The following is a 20,429-nucleotide window of genomic DNA, read 5'->3' on the forward strand; positions in this document are numbered from 1 at the left end:
AAGTAATAATTTCCCCTTATACAAAAAGGTTAGCAGAGGGGAATTATTTATCTATGATTTCAGAATATTAACCGACAGATAGCGGGATGGCGGCTTCGCCTTGTCCGGCCTGGAAATCAAAATGTTACCCGGTCTGTAGGCCGGATAAGACGCGCCAGCGTCGCCATCCGGCAAAGCCAAACCGATCAAACCGTTTCCAGTCTGGCGTAGGCCGCCACCAGCCATTTGATCCCTTGCCCCTGGAACGCGACCTGCAAACGACTGTGCTCGCCGCTTCCTTCCAGATTAACGATGGTGCCCTCACCAAACTTAGCGTGGCGCACGCGCTGGCCGAGCTTGTAGCCGGTATCATTTTCCGCCATTGGCGTGCCCATCCGCTGATGGCTCACCGGGCGGCTAACCGTGGCGCGCAGGCGAACCTCTTCAACGCACGCTTCCGGCAGTTCGCCGATAAAGCGCGACGGACGGTGGTAAACCTCTTTGCCGTACAGACGACGCGTTTCGGCGTAGGTCAGCGTCAGCTTTTGCATCGCGCGAGTCACGCCTACGTAAGCCAGGCGGCGCTCTTCTTCGAGGCGCCCACCTTCGTCCAGCGACATCTGGCTGGGGAACATGCCTTCTTCCATACCCACGATAAATACCTGGGGGAATTCCAGACCTTTCGCCGAGTGCAGCGTCATCAGTTGTACCGCATCCTGCCAGGTATCCGCCTGCCCTTCGCCTGCTTCCAGCGCGGCGTGTGACAGGAACGCCTGTAGCGGCATTAAGTCTTCGTCTTCTTCGTTGTAGCTGAACTGGCGCGTTGCCGTCACCAGTTCGTCTAAGTTTTCGATACGCGTCTGACCCTTCTCGCCTTTTTCCTGCTCGTACATCATGCGCAGGCCGGAGTCTTTAATCACCCGGTCAGTCTGCACGTGCAGCGGCATATCGGCGGTCTCCTGCGCCAGCGCATCGATCAGCTCCATAAAACGCTGTAAGGCGCTGGCGGCGCGACCCGCGAGGGCTTTTTCCTGCAACAGCTCACGACAGGCCTGCCACAACGTAAGCTGGCGGTCACGGGAGGTCTGACGCACGACATCTAATGTACGATCGCCAATCCCGCGGGTTGGCGTATTCACCACGCGTTCAAATGCGGCGTCGTCATTACGGTTAGCGATCAGGCGCAGGTAGGAGAGCGCATCTTTGATTTCCTGGCGTTCAAAGAAGCGCATCCCACCATAGATACGGTACGGCATGCTGGCTTGTAACAACGCCTCTTCCAGCACGCGCGACTGGGCGTTGCTGCGATACAGAATGGCGCACTGTTCCAGCGCACCGCCGTTGTCCTGCCAGGTTTTGATACGATTGACCACAAAACGCGCTTCATCGAGTTCGTTGAACGCGCAGTACAGTGAGATTGGTTCGCCGTCGATGCCATCGGTCCACAGCTTTTTACCCAAACGCCCGTTGTTGTTTTCAATCAGGGCGTTGGCCGCGCTGAGGATGTTGTTGGTAGAGCGGTAGTTCTGCTCCAGGCGAATAGTTTCTGCGCCCGGGAAATCCGTGAGGAAGCGCTGGATGTTTTCCACCTGCGCCCCGCGCCAGCCGTAGATCGACTGGTCATCATCGCCAACGATCATCACTTTGCCGGTATCGCCCGCCAACAGGCGGATCCAGGCGTACTGAATGTTGTTGGTATCCTGGAATTCGTCTACCAGGATATTGGTAAAGCGTTCGCGGTAGTGCTGCAGGATATGCGGCTTGTTGAGCCACAGTTCATGGGCGCGCAGCAACAGCTCGGCGAAATCCACCAGCCCCGCGCGGTCACACGCTTCCTGATAGGCCTGATACACCTTTTGCCAGGTTTGCTCAACCGGGTTACCATAGCTCTGCAGATGGTGCGGGCGCAGCCCTTCGTCTTTCTGGCTATTGATAAACCACATCGCCTGACGCGGCGGCCACTGCTTCTCATCAAGATTCATCGCCTTGATCAAACGCTTGAGCAAACGCAATTGGTCTTCGCTGTCGAGGATCTGGAAATCCTGCGGCAGGTTCGCATCCATATGGTGCGCGCGCAGCAGACGGTGCGCCAGACCGTGGAATGTACCCACCCACATACCGCCCTGGCTGGTTCCCATGATCTGGCCAATACGGTGGCGCATTTCCGCCGCCGCTTTGTTGGTAAAGGTCACCGCCATAATGGAGTATGGCGAGTTGTTCTCTACCGTCAGTAACCAGGCGATACGGTGCACCAGCACGCGAGTTTTACCACTCCCCGCGCCGGCCAAAACCAGCATGTTGCTGCGTGGCGCGGCCACCGCTTCACGCTGTTTATCATTAAGGCTGTCGAGCAGGTAAGAAACGTCCATTGGCACCGCCGCGTAAAAGTAGGTAAGGCGGATAAGCGTAGCGCCATCCGCCAAAAAGCTGGGTATATATACAGAGTTCTGCTGGTGATTATATCAGCGAGGTCAGAGATGCCAACTGTGAAATTTCGATATGCGGCAGCAAACGGCTGTCTGCGGTTTGCATCAGGTCGGCATTTTCCGGTTTGATCCAGCAGGCCTGCATACCGCAACGGATGGCCCCCGCCACGTCTGTCGTCAGGTCATCGCCCACATGCAGAATCTCAGCCACGGGCATTTTCAGTTTATCCGCCGCCAGCGCATACATGTCGCTGAACGGTTTTGATCGCCCGTCGGGACCGGCGCGCAGCACAAACTCAAAGTAATCTCCCAGGCCGAACAGTTCTGGCTGTGCGTTACCGTTGGTGATCGCCACCAGCGGCCATTTGCGGGCCAGCGCCTTCAGCGTGTCATGCGTCGCCTGCGGGACGTCAATGCGGCTACGCCATTTGGCGAAATTCATCATCGCCGCATTCGCCCCCATTCTGGCTTCTGCTTCTGACAATCCCGCCTCCAGCATAGCGCGCTCTACGGCGCGGTGACGCCATTGGGTAACGTCGTGGTAGATTTCCGGCTCGGCGTCGCGAACGGCCTGACGTAAGCGCTGTAGGTCGCTATTTTGCAGCGAATTCAGCGCCGGATGGTAATTCTGTACAAACGCGAGCGCTTCCTGCTCGGTGCGTGTGATAACGGGACGGTTATCGTAAAGGGTGTCATCAAGGTCAAAGGTGAGCGCAGAAATGCGCCCCAAAGGCCGGTAAAAACGCATTATTTCCCCCGTTTGGCGCGTGGATGCGCCGCATCGTACACTGAAGCCAGGTGTTGAAAATCAAGATGGGTATAGATTTGGGTAGTGGAGAGATTAGCATGCCCCAATAACTCCTGTACCCCGCGCAGATCGCCGCTCGACTCCAGCATATGCGTCGCAAAAGAGTGGCGCAATTTGTGGGGATGTACGTGGCTGTTCAGCCCCTGTTTGATCCCCCATTCCGCAAAGCGTTTTTGTACATTACGCGCAGAAATGCGTTTGCCCAGTTTTGACAGGAATAACGCATCGTCATCGCAGCCAAATAGCCCCCGCAGGTCCAGCCAGTGCTCAATCCACGCCACTGCATTGCGGCCAATTGGCAGGCGACGTTCTTTACTGCCCTTCCCCATCACCCATACTTCGCCGGTGTCGAGATCGAGATGTTTAATATCCAGCCCAACCAGTTCAGACAAACGCAGCCCTGCGCCGTACATCACTTCTAACATTGCCCGGTCGCGCACGGCGAGGGGATCGTTGAGGTCGATATCCAGCAGACGATTAACGTCGTCGACATCGATATTTTTAGGTAGATGACGCGGTGCTTTCGGCGCGGAAACACTTTTTGCGGGATTGGCTTTCAGCTCGCCCTGATTAACCAGCCAGTCAAAGAAACTGCGCAATGCGGAGAGACGCAGCGCCAGGCTCGCCGGCCCTAGCCCTTTACGACGGCTGCGCACGGCAAAACTGCGTACCATCGAAGCGTCACATTGTTGCCAGCTTTGCAGACCGGTCTCTCCGGCTAACGCAATGATGGCATCAAGCTGACGCTGATAATTCAGCAATGTGATCGGGCTAAGCTGCCGCTCAACGCCCAGATAGCGTAAAAAGCGTGCCACATCCTGAGAAAGGGGTGAGTCGGTCATACGCGTTCAATCCAGCGCTCCAGCAGTTCCGGCATCATCAGCGAGATTTCCTGTAGTAATTGCGTACCTTGCCCCTGCTGGTAATGATTAACGTCGCGACTGCTGAACAGCATCACGCCCAGGGATCCATCTTGCCCCAACATCGACATCGCCACCGAGCCTATTGCTTTCGCTTCGGGCATCATGACCAGAAGTTCCGGGCCATTGAGCGGTCCAAGATAGTGCAGTGACTGGCCCAGACGCTGAATACGCAGCGGTTCAAAAGCCTGACGGCTTAATGCCAGATGAGTGAATTTTGATGGCGCACCAAGTCGCCAGCGATCCGGGAACAGACGAACCGTCGCCCCAGCCAGCCCTAACTCACGCGCCCAGCGATGAAATCGCATCAGCATGTCGTCAAGACTGCTGGCCGATACCAGCCGGGCTTGCAGATTTAACAGACGATAGAACAGGCTTTCATTGGCGTTGGCTTGTTCCATCAACAACGCCATATTCTCTTCCAGCACGTTAATATGATTACGTGCCCGCGCCATATGCCATTCCACTAAAGAGACCGTGCCCCGCACCGGGTGTGGAACACGCATCGCTTCAACTACCTGGGCATTACGGATAAAAAACTCAGGATTACGTTGCAGGTAATCGACGACCGCCCGGTCGTCCAGCTCCATGAGCGTTTCCTGTAGTTCTTCCCCTGGTTGCTTCATAAGTGAATAAATCCGTCGTAGACATGTGCCGCCGGGCCAGTCATATACAGCGGATGACCCGGACCTTTCCAGGCGATATCAAGTCGACCGCCCGGTAATTCCACCCTCACTTCTTCTGCCAGCAGGCCCTGCTGGATACCAACCGCAACAGCGGCGCACGCACCGCTGCCGCAGGCCTGCGTTTCACCCGCGCCGCGCTCATAGACGCGCAGCCGGATGTGCTCGCGCTTTACCACCTGCATAAATCCGATATTGGCGCGTTCAGGAAAGCGTTCGTGACTTTCCAGAACCGGCCCCAACGTTTCTACCGTGGCCGTATCAACATCATCAACCTGAATTACGCAGTGCGGGTTCCCCATTGAAACCACGCCGCACAATACTGTCTGTTCAGCCACGCGCATAATATAGGTCTTCTCTGCTTTGTTGGCGCGAAACGGAACCTGCGCGGGTTCAAAATTGGGTTCACCCATATTCACCCGTACCAGCTCGTCGTCGGTTACGGTTAATACCATACGACCATTAGCGGTACTGACGCGAATATCACGCTTATTGGTCAGCCCTTTCAGGCGAACAAAGCGGGCAAAACAGCGGGCGCCATTGCCACACTGTGACACTTCACTACCGTCGGCATTAAAAATACGGTAGTGGAAATCCAGCTCCGGATCATACGGAGGTTCAACCACCAGCAGTTGATCAAATCCAACGCCGAGATGCCTGTCGGACAAGCGGCGGATCAGCTCTGGTGAGAAAAAGACATTCTGCGTTACCGCGTCGACGACCATAAAATCGTTGCCAAGGCCATGCATTTTAGAGAATTGCATCATTCACTCCGTTCACGCGGGTACAGAAATATACATCTATTCCTGCCGTCAGTAATTCACCTGAGAAGGCCCGTCACTAATCCCACGATCGTTTTTCTCTGGCGTGGTGGATTGCGATTGCGGCTGAACGCTCTTGGTCGGAGGCGGCGCGGTTTTATCTGCTGGCGGGAAATAGAGCGGGCCTTTTAGCCCACAGCCCGTCAGGCTGAACAGAGTAAAAATGACAGCGAGTGGCTTTAACACGTTTTTCATTATCGATTGCCTGTAAAGTTCATGCTTTCTGTTTTCTATCATCGCAGGAGAAGGCGTAAAAGCAAGAGTTAGCCTGTAATCTGCAACGCGTTTTGTTTCAGGTTATACTGCCGTCATCACGAAAAACAGGATAAGAAAATGAACGACAGTGAATTTCATCGCCTTGCTGACACCCTGTGGATGACCATTGAAGAGCGTCTGGACGACTGGGACGGCGACAGCGATATCGATTGTGAGATCAACGGCGGCGTGCTGACCATCAGCTTCGAAAATGGCAGCAAAATTATTATTAACCGTCAGGAGCCGCTGCATCAGGTGTGGCTGGCAACCAAACAGGGCGGCTACCACTTTGACCTGAAAGGCGACGAGTGGATCTGCGATCGTAGCGGCGAAACGTTCTGGGATCTGCTAGAACAGGCGGCAACACAGCAGGCGGGTGAAGAGGTGAGCTTCCGTTAAGTTTTATTGCCGGATACGCTTCGCTTATCCGGCATCATGCTCACGAGAAATACTGCTGCAACAGCGGTGTGTCGTTTTCCTGACTGACAGGCGGCACGGCGCTAATCGGCTGGGTACGGAACGGGATCACCTGCGCGCGCCCGTCGGTTTTCACAATCTGATAGAACTGCGGCAGGTTAAAGTTGATGAAGCTGGAGCCGTAGGTAAAGCGATCGTGCGACGACGAGTAGAAACGGCTGACATCGCGTACCAGCTCCTCTTTGCTACCTTCGCAGTGGTGATACACCTCAGCCCGATTACTCTCATCCAGAATGTAGATATTAAAGCCCTGCTCATCACCCGTTTCTTCGAAAAAGAACTGAATGATCCCTTCGCTGGCAAAACCGTCAACCACTGACGGAAGTTTCACATGATTGGTCTCAACCTGAACGGAAAGCCCGTGCAGTTTGTTATGTGAAATCGCGCCATAAAATTCAATCGCGTTTTCCAGCTTCTGTACCGAGACGTTCAGGCGCTCGAAGAACAGACCCCACGTCTGACCAGAAACGCGCAGCGCTTTGAAGCGTCCGGTTTCCTGACGGGTGCTGGAGAGGCGCAACTCGATGCACTCAGACACCAGTTGCTGCACGCGGGTGCGAATTAAACCGCGCAGATGCTGGCTATAGCAGAAGACCTCGACGCTATCCGGCGGCGCGGCATCCTGGTGCATTTTGCCCAGAATCGTTTTTAACGCTTCAATCATCGCCTGCTCACCATTGAAGTGCAGCGTACGCACTTCATTCCACGAGTTGCGGTACAACAGGTCGACGCTACCCACCAGGCAATTTTGTTCTTCACCAAAGCTGAAGACGTCCAGCTTACGGAAATCAAAATGTACCACCTGATTGCGAAATGCTGCCGTCGGGTCATATTCAAGGTTAACGATAATCGCCAGGTGGCGAATCTCGCACGGGCTATAGAGCGCTTTCGGCGTTGGCGCTGGCAGTCGCAGCGGGAAGTGATGCGACACGTCGGCGACCATTTCTTGCAGCTTCGGCAAATCAACAATGCCGTTGCCCTTAATAAATAAATGCGTACGCGAGGTCAGCAGGCCGTTGAACCAGGCCCACGCCACCAGTTTATTGAGGTAGCGGTTATATTCCAGCGGCTGATGGCTGATGATCGAGTCCATGTTAGGCGCGCGGTTATAGAGATACCAACCCGAACGGTTGGCACGGCCCGGCGGCACATGGATAAAGGTCAGATTCGGTTCCGAGAGATCCGGAGATATCTGCGGGTTCACCAGCGTTACTTTACCTGGCAATGCTTCAAACGCGGCATACAGCTTACGGGTCAGCACGCCGATATCCTGCGGGCTGGCGCTCACGCTGAGGTTATTTCGGCGGGCAAAACGGATCAGGTTACGATAGCTCTGCATCATCGCATCGAGCAGTTCGTTATGCGCTTCGCGTACCTGGTCAATCTTCCAGTTAGCGCGGTTATCCAGCATGGTCAGACGGGCGTCATCCCAGCCCCACTCTTTCACTAACTGACTTAATACTTCACGACGCCAGCCCACACAGGCGCGCTCGCGGCTCAGTTTCTCACACACTTTTAAGTAGAAACATCGACGCACTAAATCCAGACGAGTCGGGTCTTCGATCGCCGTGAGGTACTCGGTAACGCGCTCCAGCATCATGCAGTAAGGGTCGAGACCAAAAGAGACGATCTCGCCATCGTGCAGGCGCTGTTTAATATCTTTCGCCAACAGGCGTGGATTGGGGTATTCCCAGGAATAAGCTTCCAGCAGCAGCGTTTTCAATACCGCTTTGTACGGGGAGTCGATACTCTTGTACAGCTGCCAGAGGCTGGCGCCAAAGTACTCTTCGGCGGAGAGCGAACTGAGTCCGCCGAGATCCAGCCATTCGTTTGGCGTTAACACCCCCTGTGCGTAAAGCGTCATGACGTAATCGTCGTAATGCTCTTCTTCGTCGCCCGGCACCATATTCCACAGAATACGTTTACCCGCGAGACGCACAGCGGTGCGATAGAATTCATCAAGCAACAGGATATGCTGCGTCGAGCCACAGTCTTCACCACCCAAACTGCCGCTTTCATTGTGGCGGAAACGGTTTTCATCAATCAGGAAGAAGCTGACTTCCACGCCCAGCGAGGCGGCCCAGCTTTCCAGCAGGCTACATTTACGCTGCAGCAGCTGGCGCTCTTCGCTATCCAGCCAGGATTGATGGCAGACCCAAATATCAAGGTCAGAGGAACAGCTTTGCCCTACCGAAGAGGTGCTGCCCATTGAGTAAACGCCGGTGATAGGCAGTTCGCCCTTGGGAGGATCCTGCGGTGACATACCGCGGTACAGTTCCAGTTCGTTCAGGTAGTGGCGTTGGGTTTCATCAGGCGTGTAAAGGCATATGCCTTTGGGAACGTTACCATCAAGGTAACCCGGCATCAGCGGATGGTGGTAGTGCAATAATGTCGGCAGCAGACTGTATACCTGCTGGAAGGCAGGTCCCATGGCAGCAAGCGCGCGATCCACACGCAGTTGATTTATGGCATCCAGTCTCTGTTTCAGAGTCTCAATATAGAGGTACAAGACGTATCGCCTGATGTTGCTATCCGTCATGTTGTCGATTGCTGCGGCACAAGCGCTCACAATAATCGTCATCAATTCGGATAAACCGTATGTCAAAAATAACCGTTACCTGTTTTTTCGCCCATATTTTTTTATGCTGTACAGCCGAAAAAATGGTCTAAAACGTGATCAATTTAACACCTTGCTCATTGACCGTAAAGAAAGATGCGCTACATACAAGTGTAGCACCGTTCGTTACGTGTAAATTCCTTCATACGGTCGGGAGGTTTCTCGTCATTATTCACTGCCAGTGATGATGCAGCGCCTTTTCCTCTCACTCACGTTTGAGCGTAACGCTGACATCCCTTTGATAAGGATGTTAGGATGGTCAATGATTGATAATGACGGTAACAAGCATGTTAGACAATGTTTTGAGAATTGCCACACGCCAAAGCCCCCTTGCGCTCTGGCAGGCACATTATGTCAAAGACGCCTTAATGGCAAACCACCCCGGTCTGATCGTGGAACTGGTTCCGATGGTAACCCGTGGCGATGTGATCCTTGATACCCCGCTGGCGAAAGTCGGGGGGAAAGGGTTGTTTGTTAAAGAGCTGGAAGTCGCGCTGCTGGAAAAACGCGCCGATATCGCCGTGCATTCCATGAAGGATGTGCCGGTTGAGTTCCCTGACGGTCTTGGACTGGTCACCATTTGCGAGCGAGAGGATCCGCGTGATGCTTTCGTCTCAAATAAGTACAACACGCTGGATGAACTCCCGGCAGGCAGTATCGTCGGGACATCCAGTTTGCGTCGCCAGTGCCAGTTGGCAAAGCGTCGCCCGGATCTCGTCATCCGTTCACTGCGCGGTAACGTAGGTACGCGTCTGAGCAAACTGGATAACGGCGATTATGACGCCATTATTCTGGCGGTCGCCGGATTAAAACGTTTAGGCCTTGAGTCGCGAGTCCGCACCGCTCTGCCGCCGGAAGTCTCCCTACCCGCTGTCGGGCAAGGCGCAGTTGGCATAGAATGTCGACTGGATGATATGCGCACTCAGGCGCTGTTAGCGCCGCTCAACCATGAAGAGACGGCGCTGCGCGTCAAAGCCGAACGCGCCATGAATACCCGCCTGGAAGGGGGATGTCAGGTCCCTATCGGCAGTTATGCAGAACTCATTAACGGTGAGATTTGGCTGCGGGCGCTGGTCGGCGCGCCTGACGGTTCGCAGATGGTATGCGGAGAACGTCGCGGCGCCGCGCAGGAAGCTGAACAGATGGGCATCTCTCTGGCTGAAGAGCTGCTGGAGAACGGTGCGCGCACCATTCTGGCTGAAGTTTACAACGGAGAAGCCCCCGCATGAGTATTCTGGTCACCCGCCCGTCTCCCGCAGGGGAAGAGTTAGTGAGCCGTCTGCGCACACTGGGGCAGGTGGCCTGGAGCTTTCCGCTCATCGAGTTTTCGCCCGGTCGGGAACTGGCAACGCTTGCTTCCCGACTGTCGGCGCTGACGGAAAACGATCTGGTCTTCGCCCTCTCGCAGCACGCCGTCACCTTTGCAGATGCCGAGCTTCAGCAACAAGGGAAAAGCTGGCCCTCCCTTCCGCGTTATTTTGCCATTGGTCGCACAACGGCGCTGGCGCTGCATACCGTTAGCGGTTTCAATATTCACTACCCTCTGGATCGGGAAATTAGCGAAGTCTTGCTACAATTACCTGAATTACAAAATATTGCGGGAAAACGCGCGCTTATATTACGCGGCAATGGTGGCCGTGAGCTGATAGGTGAAACCCTGACAGCACGCGGAGCTGATGTCGATTTTTGTGAATGTTATCAACGCAGTGCAAAATATTACGATGGTGCAGAAGAAGCGATGCGCTGGCAATCTCGTGGTGTGACCACGGTGGTTGTCACCAGCGGAGAGATGCTACAACAGCTCTGGTCGCTCATTCCGCAGTGGTATCGTGAGCACTGGTTACTACGCTGTCGGCTGCTGGTCGTCAGTGAGCGTCTGGCGCACCTCGCCCGGGAACTGGGCTGGCAAGATATTAAGGTCGCTGATAACGCCGACAACGATGCGCTACTACGCGCATTACAATAACTCTCATAATGGGATGCCATAATGACGGAACAAGAAAAATCCTCCGCCGTGGTTGAAGAGACCAGGGAGGCCGTGGAAACCACGTCACAGCCAGTCAATACTGAAAAAAAGAGTAAGAACAGCACTGCGCTGATTCTGAGCGCTGTGGCGATTGCTATTGCGCTGGCTGCAGGCGTTGGGCTGTACGGTTGGGGGAAACAGCAGGCAACAACGCAGACAGCAACCAGCGATGCGCTGGCGAACCAGCTTACAGCGTTGCAAAAAGCGCAAGAAAGCCAAAAAGCTGAGCTGGAAGACATTATTAAACAGCAGGCAACGCAGCTGGATGAAGCCGCTCGCCAGCAAGCCGCGCTGGTCAAACAGCTTGACGAAGTCCAGCAAAAAGTCGCCACTATCTCCGGCAGCGATGCCGGGACGTGGCTGCTGGCGCAGGCTGATTTCTTGGTGAAACTGGCCGGTCGCAAATTATGGAGCGATCAGGACGTTACTACCGCCGCGGCGCTGCTGAAAAGCGCTGACGCCAGTCTGGCGGATATGAATGACCCAAGCCTGATTACCGCCCGTCGCGCGATTACCGACGATATCGCGAGCCTCTCTGCGGTGACTCAGGTCGACTATGACGGCATTATCCTGAAAGTGAATCAGCTCTCTAACCAGATTGATAACCTGCGTCTGGCCGACAACGATACCGACGATTCGCCGATGGATTCCGACAGCAGCGAGCTTTCCAGCTCGATCAGCGAATGGCGCGTCAATCTGCAAAAAAGCTGGCAGAACTTTATGGACAGCTTTATCACCGTTCGCCGTCGTGATGAAACCGCCGTCCCGCTGCTGGCACCGAACCAGGACGTTTACTTACGTGAAAATATCCGTTCTCGCCTGTTAGTGGCCGCCCAGGCCGTGCCGCGTCATCAGGAGGAAACATATCGCCAGGCGCTGGAAAACGTCTCCACCTGGGTGCGCGCCTACTACGACACCGACGATGCAGCCACCAAAGCTTTCCTTGAAGAGGTAGACCAACTGAGCCAACAAAGCATCAGCATGGACGTACCGGAAACGCTGCAGAGCCAGGCGCTTCTCGACAAGCTCATGCAGACCCGCGTACGTAATTTACTGGCACAGCCTGCCACAGCGCCGGTTGCAGCAGCTCCTGCGCCTTCAGCTGAAACTCCGGCAACTGCGCCGCAAGGAGAATAATGATGCTAAAAGTATTATTGCTCTTTGTGCTATTGATCGCCGGGATCGTTGTCGGTCCAATGATTGCCGGTCATCAGGGCTACGTACTGATCCAGACGGATAATTACAATATCGAAACCAGCGTGACGGGGCTGGTGATCATTCTGATCGTCGCAATGGTCGTCCTGTTTGCGATTGAATGGCTGCTGCGCCGAATTTTCCGCACTGGCGCGCATACCCGCGGATGGTTTGTCGGTCGGAAGCGTCGTCGCGCCCGTAAGCAGACGGAGCAGGCGCTGCTCAAGCTGGCAGAAGGCGATTATCAGCAGGTTGAAAAGCTGATGTCGAAAAACGCCGATCATGCAGAACAGCCGGTAGTGAATTACCTGCTGGCGGCAGAAGCTGCTCAACAGCGCGGTGACGAAGCACGTGCCAACCAACACCTTGAGCGTGCTACCGAACTGGCCGGAAATGATACGATCCCGGTAGAAATCACTCGTGTTCGCCTGCAGCTGGCACGTAATGAAAATCACGCCGCACGCCACAGCGTAGATAAACTGCTGGAAGTGACGCCACGTCATCCGGAAGTGCTGCGTCTGGCTGAACAGGCCTACATTCGTACCGGTGCATGGAGTTCGTTACTGGATATCATTCCATCCATGGCAAAAGCGCACGTGGGTGATGACGAGCACCGCGCGATGCTGGAACAGCAGGCATGGGTTGGTCTGATGGATCAGGTTCGCGCCGATCAGGGCAGCGAGGGGCTACGTGCATGGTGGAAAAACCAGAACCGTAAAACCCGTCACCAGGTTGCCCTGCAGGTGGCAATGGCTGAACATCTGATTGAGTGTGACGATCACGATACGGCGCAGCAGGTCATCATTGATGGTCTTAAACGCCAGTATGACGACCGCCTGGTGCTGCCGATCCCGCGTCTGAAAACCAACAACCCGGAACAGATAGAAAAAGTGTTGCGCCAGCAGATTAAAGCCGTCGGCGATCGCCCATTACTGTGGAGCACGCTGGGCCAATCGCTAATGAAGCACGGCGAATGGCAGGAAGCCACGTTCGCCTTCCGTGCCGCTCTCAAACAGCGTCCAGATGCCTATGACTACGCCTGGCTTGCTGACGCGCTGGACAGACTGCATCAGCCGGAAGAAGCCGCCACCATGCGTCGTGATGGCCTGATGTTGACGCTGCAGAACAACAATCCCCCACAGTAATTCCTTCTTGCCCGGTGACGCTTCGCTTACCGGGCCTACCGTTATTTCATATACACCAAATCATTCGAGATGCTTCGAGGCGACTTGAAGGATGAGGTGTATATGCATAAAAAAACGCCCGCTCTTTTGGAGCAGGCGTTAAACAGGTCTGTATGACAACATAAATGGGTGCTTCACTCAACGTTATGTCCATGGTGTTTGATGAGGCCAGAGCGACATCTGTCTGTGGACGATAAGCACCGTAAACGGCTCTGCATCATTCCTGAGTTTATGAGGCCAGATGGCGAACATAAGAGATGGAATGAGCATCTACCCGTATATTATTGCACAAGGCATGCCACGATTGCACTGCAAAAACAATGGAACCGGACTTTTTAAGACATCAGGAAATTCGGGGAAATAAAGGCTGAGAAGGGAAAATCAGAAAACAAAAAACCCCGCCGAAGCGGGGTTCAAAATTGGTCGGCGAGAGAGGATTCGAACCTCCGACCCACTGGTCCCAAACCAGTTGCGCTACCAAGCTGCGCTACTCGCCGTTTTACTGCTTTTTGAATTTTTAGTTCAATTCTTTAAGTCGTGGTGCGAGGGGGGGGACTCGAACCCCCACATCCTAAGGACACTAACACCTGAAGCTAGCGCGTCTACCAATTCCGCCACCTTCGCATTTCACAACTTTAAATTAATGGGGTGGCTAATGGGATTCGAACCCACGACAACTGGAATCACAATCCAGGGCTCTACCAACTGAGCTATAGCCACCACTGCAAATCTTTTACGCGGTATTAAAACCACCGCAGCTCCGGCACCTTACTAAATGGTGCGCCCGACAGGATTCGAACCTGAGACCTCTGCCTCCGGAGGGCAGCGCTCTATCCAGCTGAGCTACGGGCGCTTAGCGCCGTTGCGGGGCTGGATATTACGGAGGTCTCGGTCTGCTGTCTAGTGCTTTTTTAAAATAAATTATCGTTTGGTCATGGTTTGTGCGTTTTGTCGCTTATTCCTGCAATTTTTGGGCTGTGCCATGACGATTCAGGCCAAAAACCTTATAAATGAGCGTCACGGCCAGTAAGAAGAGAATGCCAACAAACAGCGACATTCGGGTATCTTCATTAAAGTACATGCCGATTAATACGCAAATCAGGAACGCCATCGTCAAATAGTTCGCCCACGGGAACAGAATCGAGCGGAAGGGATGACTGGCGATCGCCGCTTTATGCGCCTGACGGAAACGTATCTGGCTTATCAGGATCACAAACCACGGCACCATCCCCGGCAGCACGCTGGCGCTATAGACATAAACGAACACACGCTGCGGGTTGGGAATGATGTAGTTCAGGCACGAACCAACCAGCAGGATCGCGATAGAAATAGCCACGCCGGCAACCGGCACGCCCTGGCGCGAAACTTTTCCAACAGCGGCAGGTAGCTGGCGATTCTTTGCCAGCGCGTAAAGCATACGCCCACAGCTGTACATCCCACTGTTACAGCCCGACAGCGCCGCCGTCAGGACCACAAAGTTAATAATCCCTGCCGCTGCGGTAATACCAATCTTGGCAAAGGTGAGAACAAACGGGCTACCGTTACTGCCAATCTCATTCCACGGGAAAATAGTGACGATAACAAAAATCGCACCGACGTAGAAAATCAGAATACGCCACAGCACTTTCCCTACTGCACTACGCAGCGTGACCTGCGGATTCTTCGCTTCACCCGCAGTAATGCCGATCAGCTCCACGCCCTGGTAAGAAGCCACGACAATACACAATGCCGTCAGGAAGCCCTTCCAACCACCAGCAAAGAAGCCGCCGTGCTCAGTCAGGTTGCCAAAGCCGATCGCCTGACCGCCATTGCCAAAACCGAAGAAAATCACCCCTAATCCAATGACGATCATCACAATGATGGTGGTCACTTTAATCATGGCAAACCAGAACTCAATTTCACCATACAGGCGAACCGCGGCGAGATTTGCCAACGCAACCAGTCCGACAGCTATCAGTGCGGGTATCCATTGTGCCATTTCCGGGAACCAGAACTGGACGTACACCCCGATGGCGGTAATCTCTGATATCCCCACCGCCATCCACATAAACCAGTATGACCAGGCGGTGAGATAACCAAAGAAGGGGCTCATATAACGATGGGCGTAAACAGCAAATGAACCGGCAACCGGCTCGAGGAATAACATCTCCCCCATAGAACGCATAATGAAAAAGACGAACAGCCCGGCGACAATGTATGCCAGCAGAACCGAAGGTCCCGCCCATTTCAGGGTACTGGCGGCCCCCATAAATAGCCCGACGCCAATAGTCCCCCCAAGGGCAATTAATTCGATGTGACGAGCCTCCAGCCCACGCTGTAGCTCAGGTTTGTTCTCGGCCATAAATCCTCTTGTTGTGTTTGCATACTGTCCGGTATTACCGGTTCTCGTTATGGGTACATCTTGTTATGCCATAACAGGCCATACGGCACCGACCGCTTAACGGTTGGCGTCAAAAACACCACGGCACTGCAATGATTGTTGCGAATGGTTTCCTAAAATCGCTTAAATGGCAATTAAAGCATTCAAAAAATAAATAGATTGTGTGAGAAAGCAGCGATTATGTTGTGAATAAGTAGCGTAATTAGCAGATCACGCTACTTATCAAAGGAGGGAGGGCGTCAGAGGTTGCCGGTATAGTGCCAGCGGAGATAGCGTAATAAGCGAAGTTGACGAGTGATACGGCTTGGCTGCGACAATAAGCGATACAGCCACTCCAGCCCCAGACTCTGCCAGATTCGCGGCGCACGCTTAACGTGACCGGTAAAGACGTCGTAGGTACCACCCACGCCCATATAAAGCGCTTCAGGGTGAGTCTTCCGGCAGTCACGCATAAAGATCTCTTGTTTCGGCGAGCCCATCGCCACCGTCACAATCTGCGCACCGCTGGCGTGGATACGTTCAAACAATGCCTGCCGCTGGTCCGGGGTAAAATAACCGTCCTGACTGCCTACAATGTTCACGCGCCACTGGGCACGCAGTTTGGCTTCCGTTTGCGCAAGAACTTCAGGCTTGCCACCAATCAGGAAGACAGGCGTTCCTTCCTGCCCGGCTCGCGCCATAAGCGCTTCCCAAAGATCAGCCCCTGCCACGCGTGAAACCTGCGCCTGCGGGAATTTTTTGCGCACTGAGCGCACCACGCTAATCCCATCCGCATATTTGAAGTCAGCGGCGTTGATCAGATCCCGCACTTCAGGGTTATCTTCTGCCGTCAGCATCTTCTCAGCGTTGATTGCCACCAGCGTTCCTGACCTGAGATGTCCCTCGGCAAACAGGTAATTTAGCGCATGCTGCATATCGCGCCAGCCAATCAATTGTAGCCCGCGCAGCGAGTAGAGTGGCGCAGTTGTGTTATCTGTCATTACGATCCTTCAATCTGTGTCCGGGGCAGCGATTTGATTCGTTTATGGATGAGTCCCGCACTATCGAATAGCCAAAACAGCAGTTTTGCCACCAGCAGACACACGCCGAAAATCACGAGGAAAAAGACCACTCGCGAGACAAACGAATCCAGCCCTTCACGTGCCAACACGATCATATTGAAAATAGCGCCAAAACAGAAACTGTGCAGAATCGCCGCCTTGTAGCGATTGGTTTCGCGGTTGCCTAACTCATACAGCCAGTCAAACCATTTGATGATAAGTCCAACGACAATCGCGCCTAACGGGATAAACAGCGCCCCGCCCATCACCACCAGTGAACCAATTAACGTCGGCGAAATCGCCAGACCTGAGTGGTTGTTCAACACTTCCCAGGTAAAGTAGTTCGCTGAGTTGAGGACAATACTCGGCCGCCCAGGCCACAGCCAGGAAGGGATAAAGACGTAGAAGTCACGGACAATCGGCGCCAGCCCCTGAAACTCAATATTGTGGTAATTTTGCAGCAACAGCGCCAGATTCTCCCACGGCGAGAAGGTGTCCCGCGTGAGGTACAGGAAAGTATAAAACGCCTCGTCGCCGCTAACGTTCATCCCATAACGCTTCAGCGCCAGCCAGAACATCCCGACGATACCCAGCACGCCCGCGGCGGCCAGCATCCACAGCGAAATCCAGCCGCGAATGATGCCGATAAACAAGAAGATGGCAAACGCAATGATGATATTGGCGCGCGTCCCGCCAACAATCATATAGGTCAGCAAACCAAACGCGACGGTACTCACCAGGAAGAATAACCACGCTTTGCTGTCCTGACGCAGGAAATAGACCACCAGCATTGCCGGAATGAAGAAGTAGAAGAAACGCTTCAGAGCGACGCCAGAGACTTCACTGGAAAAAATTTGGCTGTAGGATTGCAGTCTGAACAGCAGGAATCCGTTGTGCATAAAGAAGACGCCCACGCTCACCAATGCAATCGCCATCAGGATAACCCAGGTCAAATGCGCTTCAACGCGATTGATGGTAAATAGCGGCCTGCGTGGCTTATCCTCGACTCGCTTGCGAAGGCGGGTTTTATACGTCACGTAGTAGACGGCATAGAAACAGGCTGCTGACAGCAAGGCCTGCAGTAGGATCTCCGGCGGAGCCACTGCCACATCAAAACGGAACACCAGTATGCTGGTCAACGGGAACCCGAAGAAGAACGTCAGCAAAAACAGCAGTGAGAAGAAAACATTGAAGTTAAAACGCACGCGGCGGAATTCAAACCAGGTCAGCGTGGCGATAAACAAGGTGGAGAGCAGCCATACCACCAGCAGACCGCTAAATTGCATCAGGCTCATATGGTTTCTCCTGAAGCAATGCGCAGCGCGTTGTGCCACGGCTGCAGATAATTCGGGCTAAAGAAGGTGATTGAATTTTTATCTACCGATGCCAACTGGCGCTGCGCTTCGCGTACGACGCCTTCATTGAGCTCATCAGTGGTAAATAACACCGGGAGATTCTGTTCCACCATATCCTGCCAGAAGGGATTTTCACGGTTGAGCACGCACGGGATACCGGCCTGAATCAGTAAACACAGGGTACCGATCCCCTGCTGACGGGCAAAAATAAAGTAACCCAAATCACACTGACGTAATAATGTCAGATAGGCATCAAATTCCAGCTTTTCACTTAAAATTTGCAGATTCTCAGCGCTAAACAATGCCAGGCCGGCCTGACGAACCTCGTCGATATAAGCCACATTATTGGCGGGGTACCCCATCGGTACAATCACATTCACCGTGTCGCCGAACTGCTGATGGACGGCGCGGAGCGCGGCAATATGCTCATTGCTGCGATCGCCAGAGTTGCCAACCAGCACCGTCATCTTGCCGCTGCGCTGACACGCGTTGCTCATATTATTGAGCGAGGGATCCATCCGCGTTGGGAAATAGAGCAACTCGCCACGCACGCGCGGATGCTGTTCGGCGAAATAGCTCAAATCACCCCGCGTGGCAAATACGCAGCCCACGCGATTCTGCGCCATACGGCGAATGGGGTAAAACAGGCGAAATTTCAGTCCACTAGAGACTTCATATAAATCCGCGCCCCAGATATGCCAATAAAACTGCTCCGGTTTAATTCCCCCGCTCAGCAGCGCTAACCACAGGCTGGTGTTGAACTGACCGTGGAAGAAAAAACGCTGTTGGCGATCCGCTTTTGCTTTCGCGATAACCGCTTCAGCCAGCGCCTTTTTCCCACCATAGAAGCTTAGCGATAACGCCGGGCAGTTCTCTCTGAATCCGGCATCCTGACCTGCAACCATAAACGTGCGCGCGTGCTCGCTCATCGCGGCCAGCGAGTCGTTGAAAAACCGCAGCACGGTTTGGTTATGGTGAGGGATATCCGATCCCAGAACGTGAATCAGTACAGTCATACCCGCCTACGCCAGAGTAAAAACACGCCACAACAAAGAGAGAAATAGACAATGTACGTTGCCATGTAAGCCTGTGCCGCGCCCAGCGCACCATGTGCAGGGATCAGCCAATGTGCAAACGCCGTCAATAACATGAACTGGCTAATTTCTGCCAAGATATAAAACCGCAGCGACGCTTTCGCGATCACCAGATAACCGAAAACATAGGCGCCGACTTTCAGCACATCACCGACCAGTTGCCAGGCGAACAGGTCGCGCATGGCGGTGAATTTAGCGGAGAAAAGCAGCCAGATAGCAAAATCGCGCAGTAGCCAGACGGTAAAGCTTGCGGCAGCAACCGCCGGCAGCACGAATTTCAACGACTTGATCACTTCGCGTGTAATGTCGCGCTTTTCAGTCAAACGCGACAACGTCGGCAGCAAGTAAACGCTGAATGAGGCGGTGATAAATTGCAGATAAGCATCGGAGATACTGCTCACCCCCTGCCAGATCCCCACATCATCCCAGCTGTACTGCGCCGCCAACAGGTTTCGCATCATCACGTATGCCACTGGCAGCGTTACGGAGGTAATCAGCGCCATCAGCGTAAACTTGCTTAACTGCCCTGCCAGACCGTTATCCCACGAGGGTTTCAGGTAATGCAGGGGGATAGTCCCACGCTTAATCAGCATTATAGCGGCAGGGATTACGACCAGCGCAGGTACCAGCGCCAGGCCCAGCAAGGCGCCTTCATACCCTCCCAGGCGATAACAGCCATAATAAGCCGCTACGCCCACCAGGCTCCCCACAATCAACGACAGCGCGTTACCCGCCGCATCGCGGAAGCCCTTCATCAGCGCCAGCAGCAGGTTCGCCCAGGCAATGCCCATCTGCACCAGCGCAACCAGTCGAACCAGCCCCTGATAATGAGTATGACCAAATAATCCCTGACTGATAGGTGCGGCCGCCAGCAAAAAAATCACCGCCATCAGCGTAGAGAATCCCAGCACCATCGCGGAAGAGGTACCGACCACCTTACGGAGCCGGGCCGGATCGTCATGATGCTGCGCAACGTATTTCGTGACGCCATTGAAAATGCCGGCCCCCGCCAACACGCCAAGCACGGTGACCATCTGGCGGAAGTTACCCGCCTGCCCCACGCCTGCCGGTCCAAACGACACCGCCAGCAACTTCACAACCAGCAAACCTGCACCAATTTTTACCAGCGTACTGGCCGCCGTCCATAAGGACGCTTTTGCAAGCGACATA

The 20,429-nt window shown here is 54.1% G+C and carries 17 protein-coding genes and 4 tRNA genes; 5 read left to right on the forward strand and 16 right to left on the reverse strand.

What is annotated here, in order from left to right; translation table 11 throughout:
• Window positions 1-185: 185 nt before the first annotated feature.
• The 6 genes from uvrD to HV352_RS23115 all read right to left on the reverse strand — a co-directional run bounded on the left by uvrD (window position 186) and on the right by HV352_RS23115 (window position 5,832).
• A complete protein-coding gene (gene uvrD, locus HV352_RS23090; protein ID WP_016155130.1) occupies window positions 186-2,348 on the reverse strand; it encodes a DNA helicase II in 2,163 nt (720 codons plus the stop codon).
• Window positions 2,349-2,436: 88 nt separating this feature from the next.
• Complete coding sequence (gene yigB, locus HV352_RS23095; protein WP_016155129.1) at window positions 2,437-3,153, reverse strand: 5-amino-6-(5-phospho-D-ribitylamino)uracil phosphatase YigB; 717 nt, start codon at window positions 3,151-3,153, stop codon at window positions 2,437-2,439.
• Entirely contained in the window at window positions 3,153-4,055 is a 903-nt protein-coding gene (gene xerC, locus HV352_RS23100; protein WP_049040600.1) for a tyrosine recombinase XerC, read from the reverse strand. Before xerC ends, yigB begins: the two co-directional genes overlap by 1 nt.
• The gene (locus HV352_RS23105; protein WP_181635106.1) at window positions 4,052-4,759 is read right to left on the reverse strand and encodes a DUF484 domain-containing protein; all 708 of its coding nucleotides are present in this window, start codon (window positions 4,757-4,759) and stop codon (window positions 4,052-4,054) included. The genes xerC and HV352_RS23105 overlap by 4 nt, the downstream gene beginning before the upstream one ends.
• A complete protein-coding gene (gene dapF, locus HV352_RS23110; protein WP_016155126.1) occupies window positions 4,756-5,580 on the reverse strand; it encodes a diaminopimelate epimerase in 825 nt (274 codons plus the stop codon). Before dapF ends, HV352_RS23105 begins: the two co-directional genes overlap by 4 nt.
• A gap of 48 nt (window positions 5,581-5,628) precedes the next feature.
• Window positions 5,629-5,832 carry a lipoprotein gene (locus HV352_RS23115; protein ID WP_003017937.1) on the reverse strand — a complete coding sequence of 68 codons (204 nt, stop codon included), beginning with the start codon at window positions 5,830-5,832 and terminating at the stop codon, window positions 5,629-5,631.
• 138 nt (window positions 5,833-5,970) lie between these two features.
• Here HV352_RS23115 and cyaY point away from each other — a divergent pair, with 138 nt between their 5' ends.
• The gene (gene cyaY / locus HV352_RS23120) at window positions 5,971-6,291 is read left to right on the forward strand and encodes an iron donor protein CyaY (protein WP_003828967.1); all 321 of its coding nucleotides are present in this window, start codon (window positions 5,971-5,973) and stop codon (window positions 6,289-6,291) included.
• A gap of 40 nt (window positions 6,292-6,331) precedes the next feature.
• Here the strand turns inward: cyaY and cyaA are convergent, their stop codons facing one another.
• On the reverse strand, window positions 6,332-8,878 hold the full coding sequence (cyaA, locus tag HV352_RS23125; protein WP_019078435.1) for a class I adenylate cyclase: 2,547 nt from the start codon (window positions 8,876-8,878) through the stop codon (window positions 6,332-6,334).
• A 395-nt stretch (window positions 8,879-9,273) separates the two neighbouring features.
• Between cyaA and hemC the strand changes: the two genes are divergently transcribed.
• The 4 genes from hemC to hemY are packed head-to-tail and all read left to right on the forward strand — an operon-like array spanning window position 9,274 to window position 13,351.
• The gene (hemC, locus tag HV352_RS23130; protein WP_016157846.1) at window positions 9,274-10,215 is read left to right on the forward strand and encodes a hydroxymethylbilane synthase; all 942 of its coding nucleotides are present in this window, start codon (window positions 9,274-9,276) and stop codon (window positions 10,213-10,215) included.
• Window positions 10,212-10,952, forward strand: coding sequence for a uroporphyrinogen-III synthase (gene hemD, locus HV352_RS23135; RefSeq protein WP_016155122.1), 741 nt, complete (start codon window positions 10,212-10,214; stop codon window positions 10,950-10,952). Before hemC ends, hemD begins: the two co-directional genes overlap by 4 nt.
• Before the next feature lie 21 nt (window positions 10,953-10,973).
• Window positions 10,974-12,149 (forward strand): uroporphyrinogen-III C-methyltransferase, encoded by a 1,176-nt coding sequence (gene hemX / locus HV352_RS23140; RefSeq protein ID WP_181635107.1) that lies wholly within the window; start codon window positions 10,974-10,976, stop codon window positions 12,147-12,149.
• A gap of 2 nt (window positions 12,150-12,151) precedes the next feature.
• Complete coding sequence (gene hemY / locus HV352_RS23145; protein WP_047499566.1) at window positions 12,152-13,351, forward strand: protoheme IX biogenesis protein HemY; 1,200 nt, start codon at window positions 12,152-12,154, stop codon at window positions 13,349-13,351.
• A gap of 459 nt (window positions 13,352-13,810) precedes the next feature.
• Here hemY and HV352_RS23150 read toward each other — a convergent pair.
• The 9 genes from HV352_RS23150 to wzxE form a co-directional block, all read right to left on the reverse strand.
• Window positions 13,811-13,887, reverse strand: a tRNA-Pro gene (locus HV352_RS23150).
• 41 nt (window positions 13,888-13,928) lie between these two features.
• A tRNA-Leu gene (locus tag HV352_RS23155) sits at window positions 13,929-14,014 on the reverse strand.
• Between the two features lie 20 nt (window positions 14,015-14,034).
• Window positions 14,035-14,110: transfer RNA gene (locus HV352_RS23160), tRNA-His, on the reverse strand.
• Between the two features lie 56 nt (window positions 14,111-14,166).
• Window positions 14,167-14,243, reverse strand: a tRNA-Arg gene (locus HV352_RS23165).
• Between the two features lie 102 nt (window positions 14,244-14,345).
• Window positions 14,346-15,731 carry an amino acid permease gene (locus tag HV352_RS23170; protein ID WP_016157844.1) on the reverse strand — a complete coding sequence of 462 codons (1,386 nt, stop codon included), beginning with the start codon at window positions 15,729-15,731 and terminating at the stop codon, window positions 14,346-14,348.
• Window positions 15,732-16,009: 278 nt separating this feature from the next.
• A complete protein-coding gene (wecG, locus tag HV352_RS23175; RefSeq protein ID WP_047416501.1) occupies window positions 16,010-16,750 on the reverse strand; it encodes a lipopolysaccharide N-acetylmannosaminouronosyltransferase in 741 nt (246 codons plus the stop codon).
• Window positions 16,750-18,105: an ECA oligosaccharide polymerase gene (gene wzyE / locus HV352_RS23180; RefSeq protein ID WP_016155117.1), complete on the reverse strand. Its 1,356-nt coding sequence runs from the start codon at window positions 18,103-18,105 to the stop codon at window positions 16,750-16,752. Before wzyE ends, wecG begins: the two co-directional genes overlap by 1 nt.
• The gene (locus HV352_RS23185; protein WP_016157842.1) at window positions 18,102-19,181 is read right to left on the reverse strand and encodes a TDP-N-acetylfucosamine:lipid II N-acetylfucosaminyltransferase; all 1,080 of its coding nucleotides are present in this window, start codon (window positions 19,179-19,181) and stop codon (window positions 18,102-18,104) included. Before HV352_RS23185 ends, wzyE begins: the two co-directional genes overlap by 4 nt.
• A complete protein-coding gene (gene wzxE, locus HV352_RS23190) occupies window positions 19,178-20,428 on the reverse strand; it encodes a lipid III flippase WzxE (RefSeq protein WP_019078442.1) in 1,251 nt (416 codons plus the stop codon). The genes HV352_RS23185 and wzxE overlap by 4 nt, the downstream gene beginning before the upstream one ends.
• Window position 20,429 lies beyond the last annotated feature (1 nt).

This window comes from Citrobacter sp. RHBSTW-01044 (assembly GCF_013781945.1).
Lineage (GTDB): Bacteria > Pseudomonadota > Gammaproteobacteria > Enterobacterales > Enterobacteriaceae > Citrobacter > Citrobacter braakii.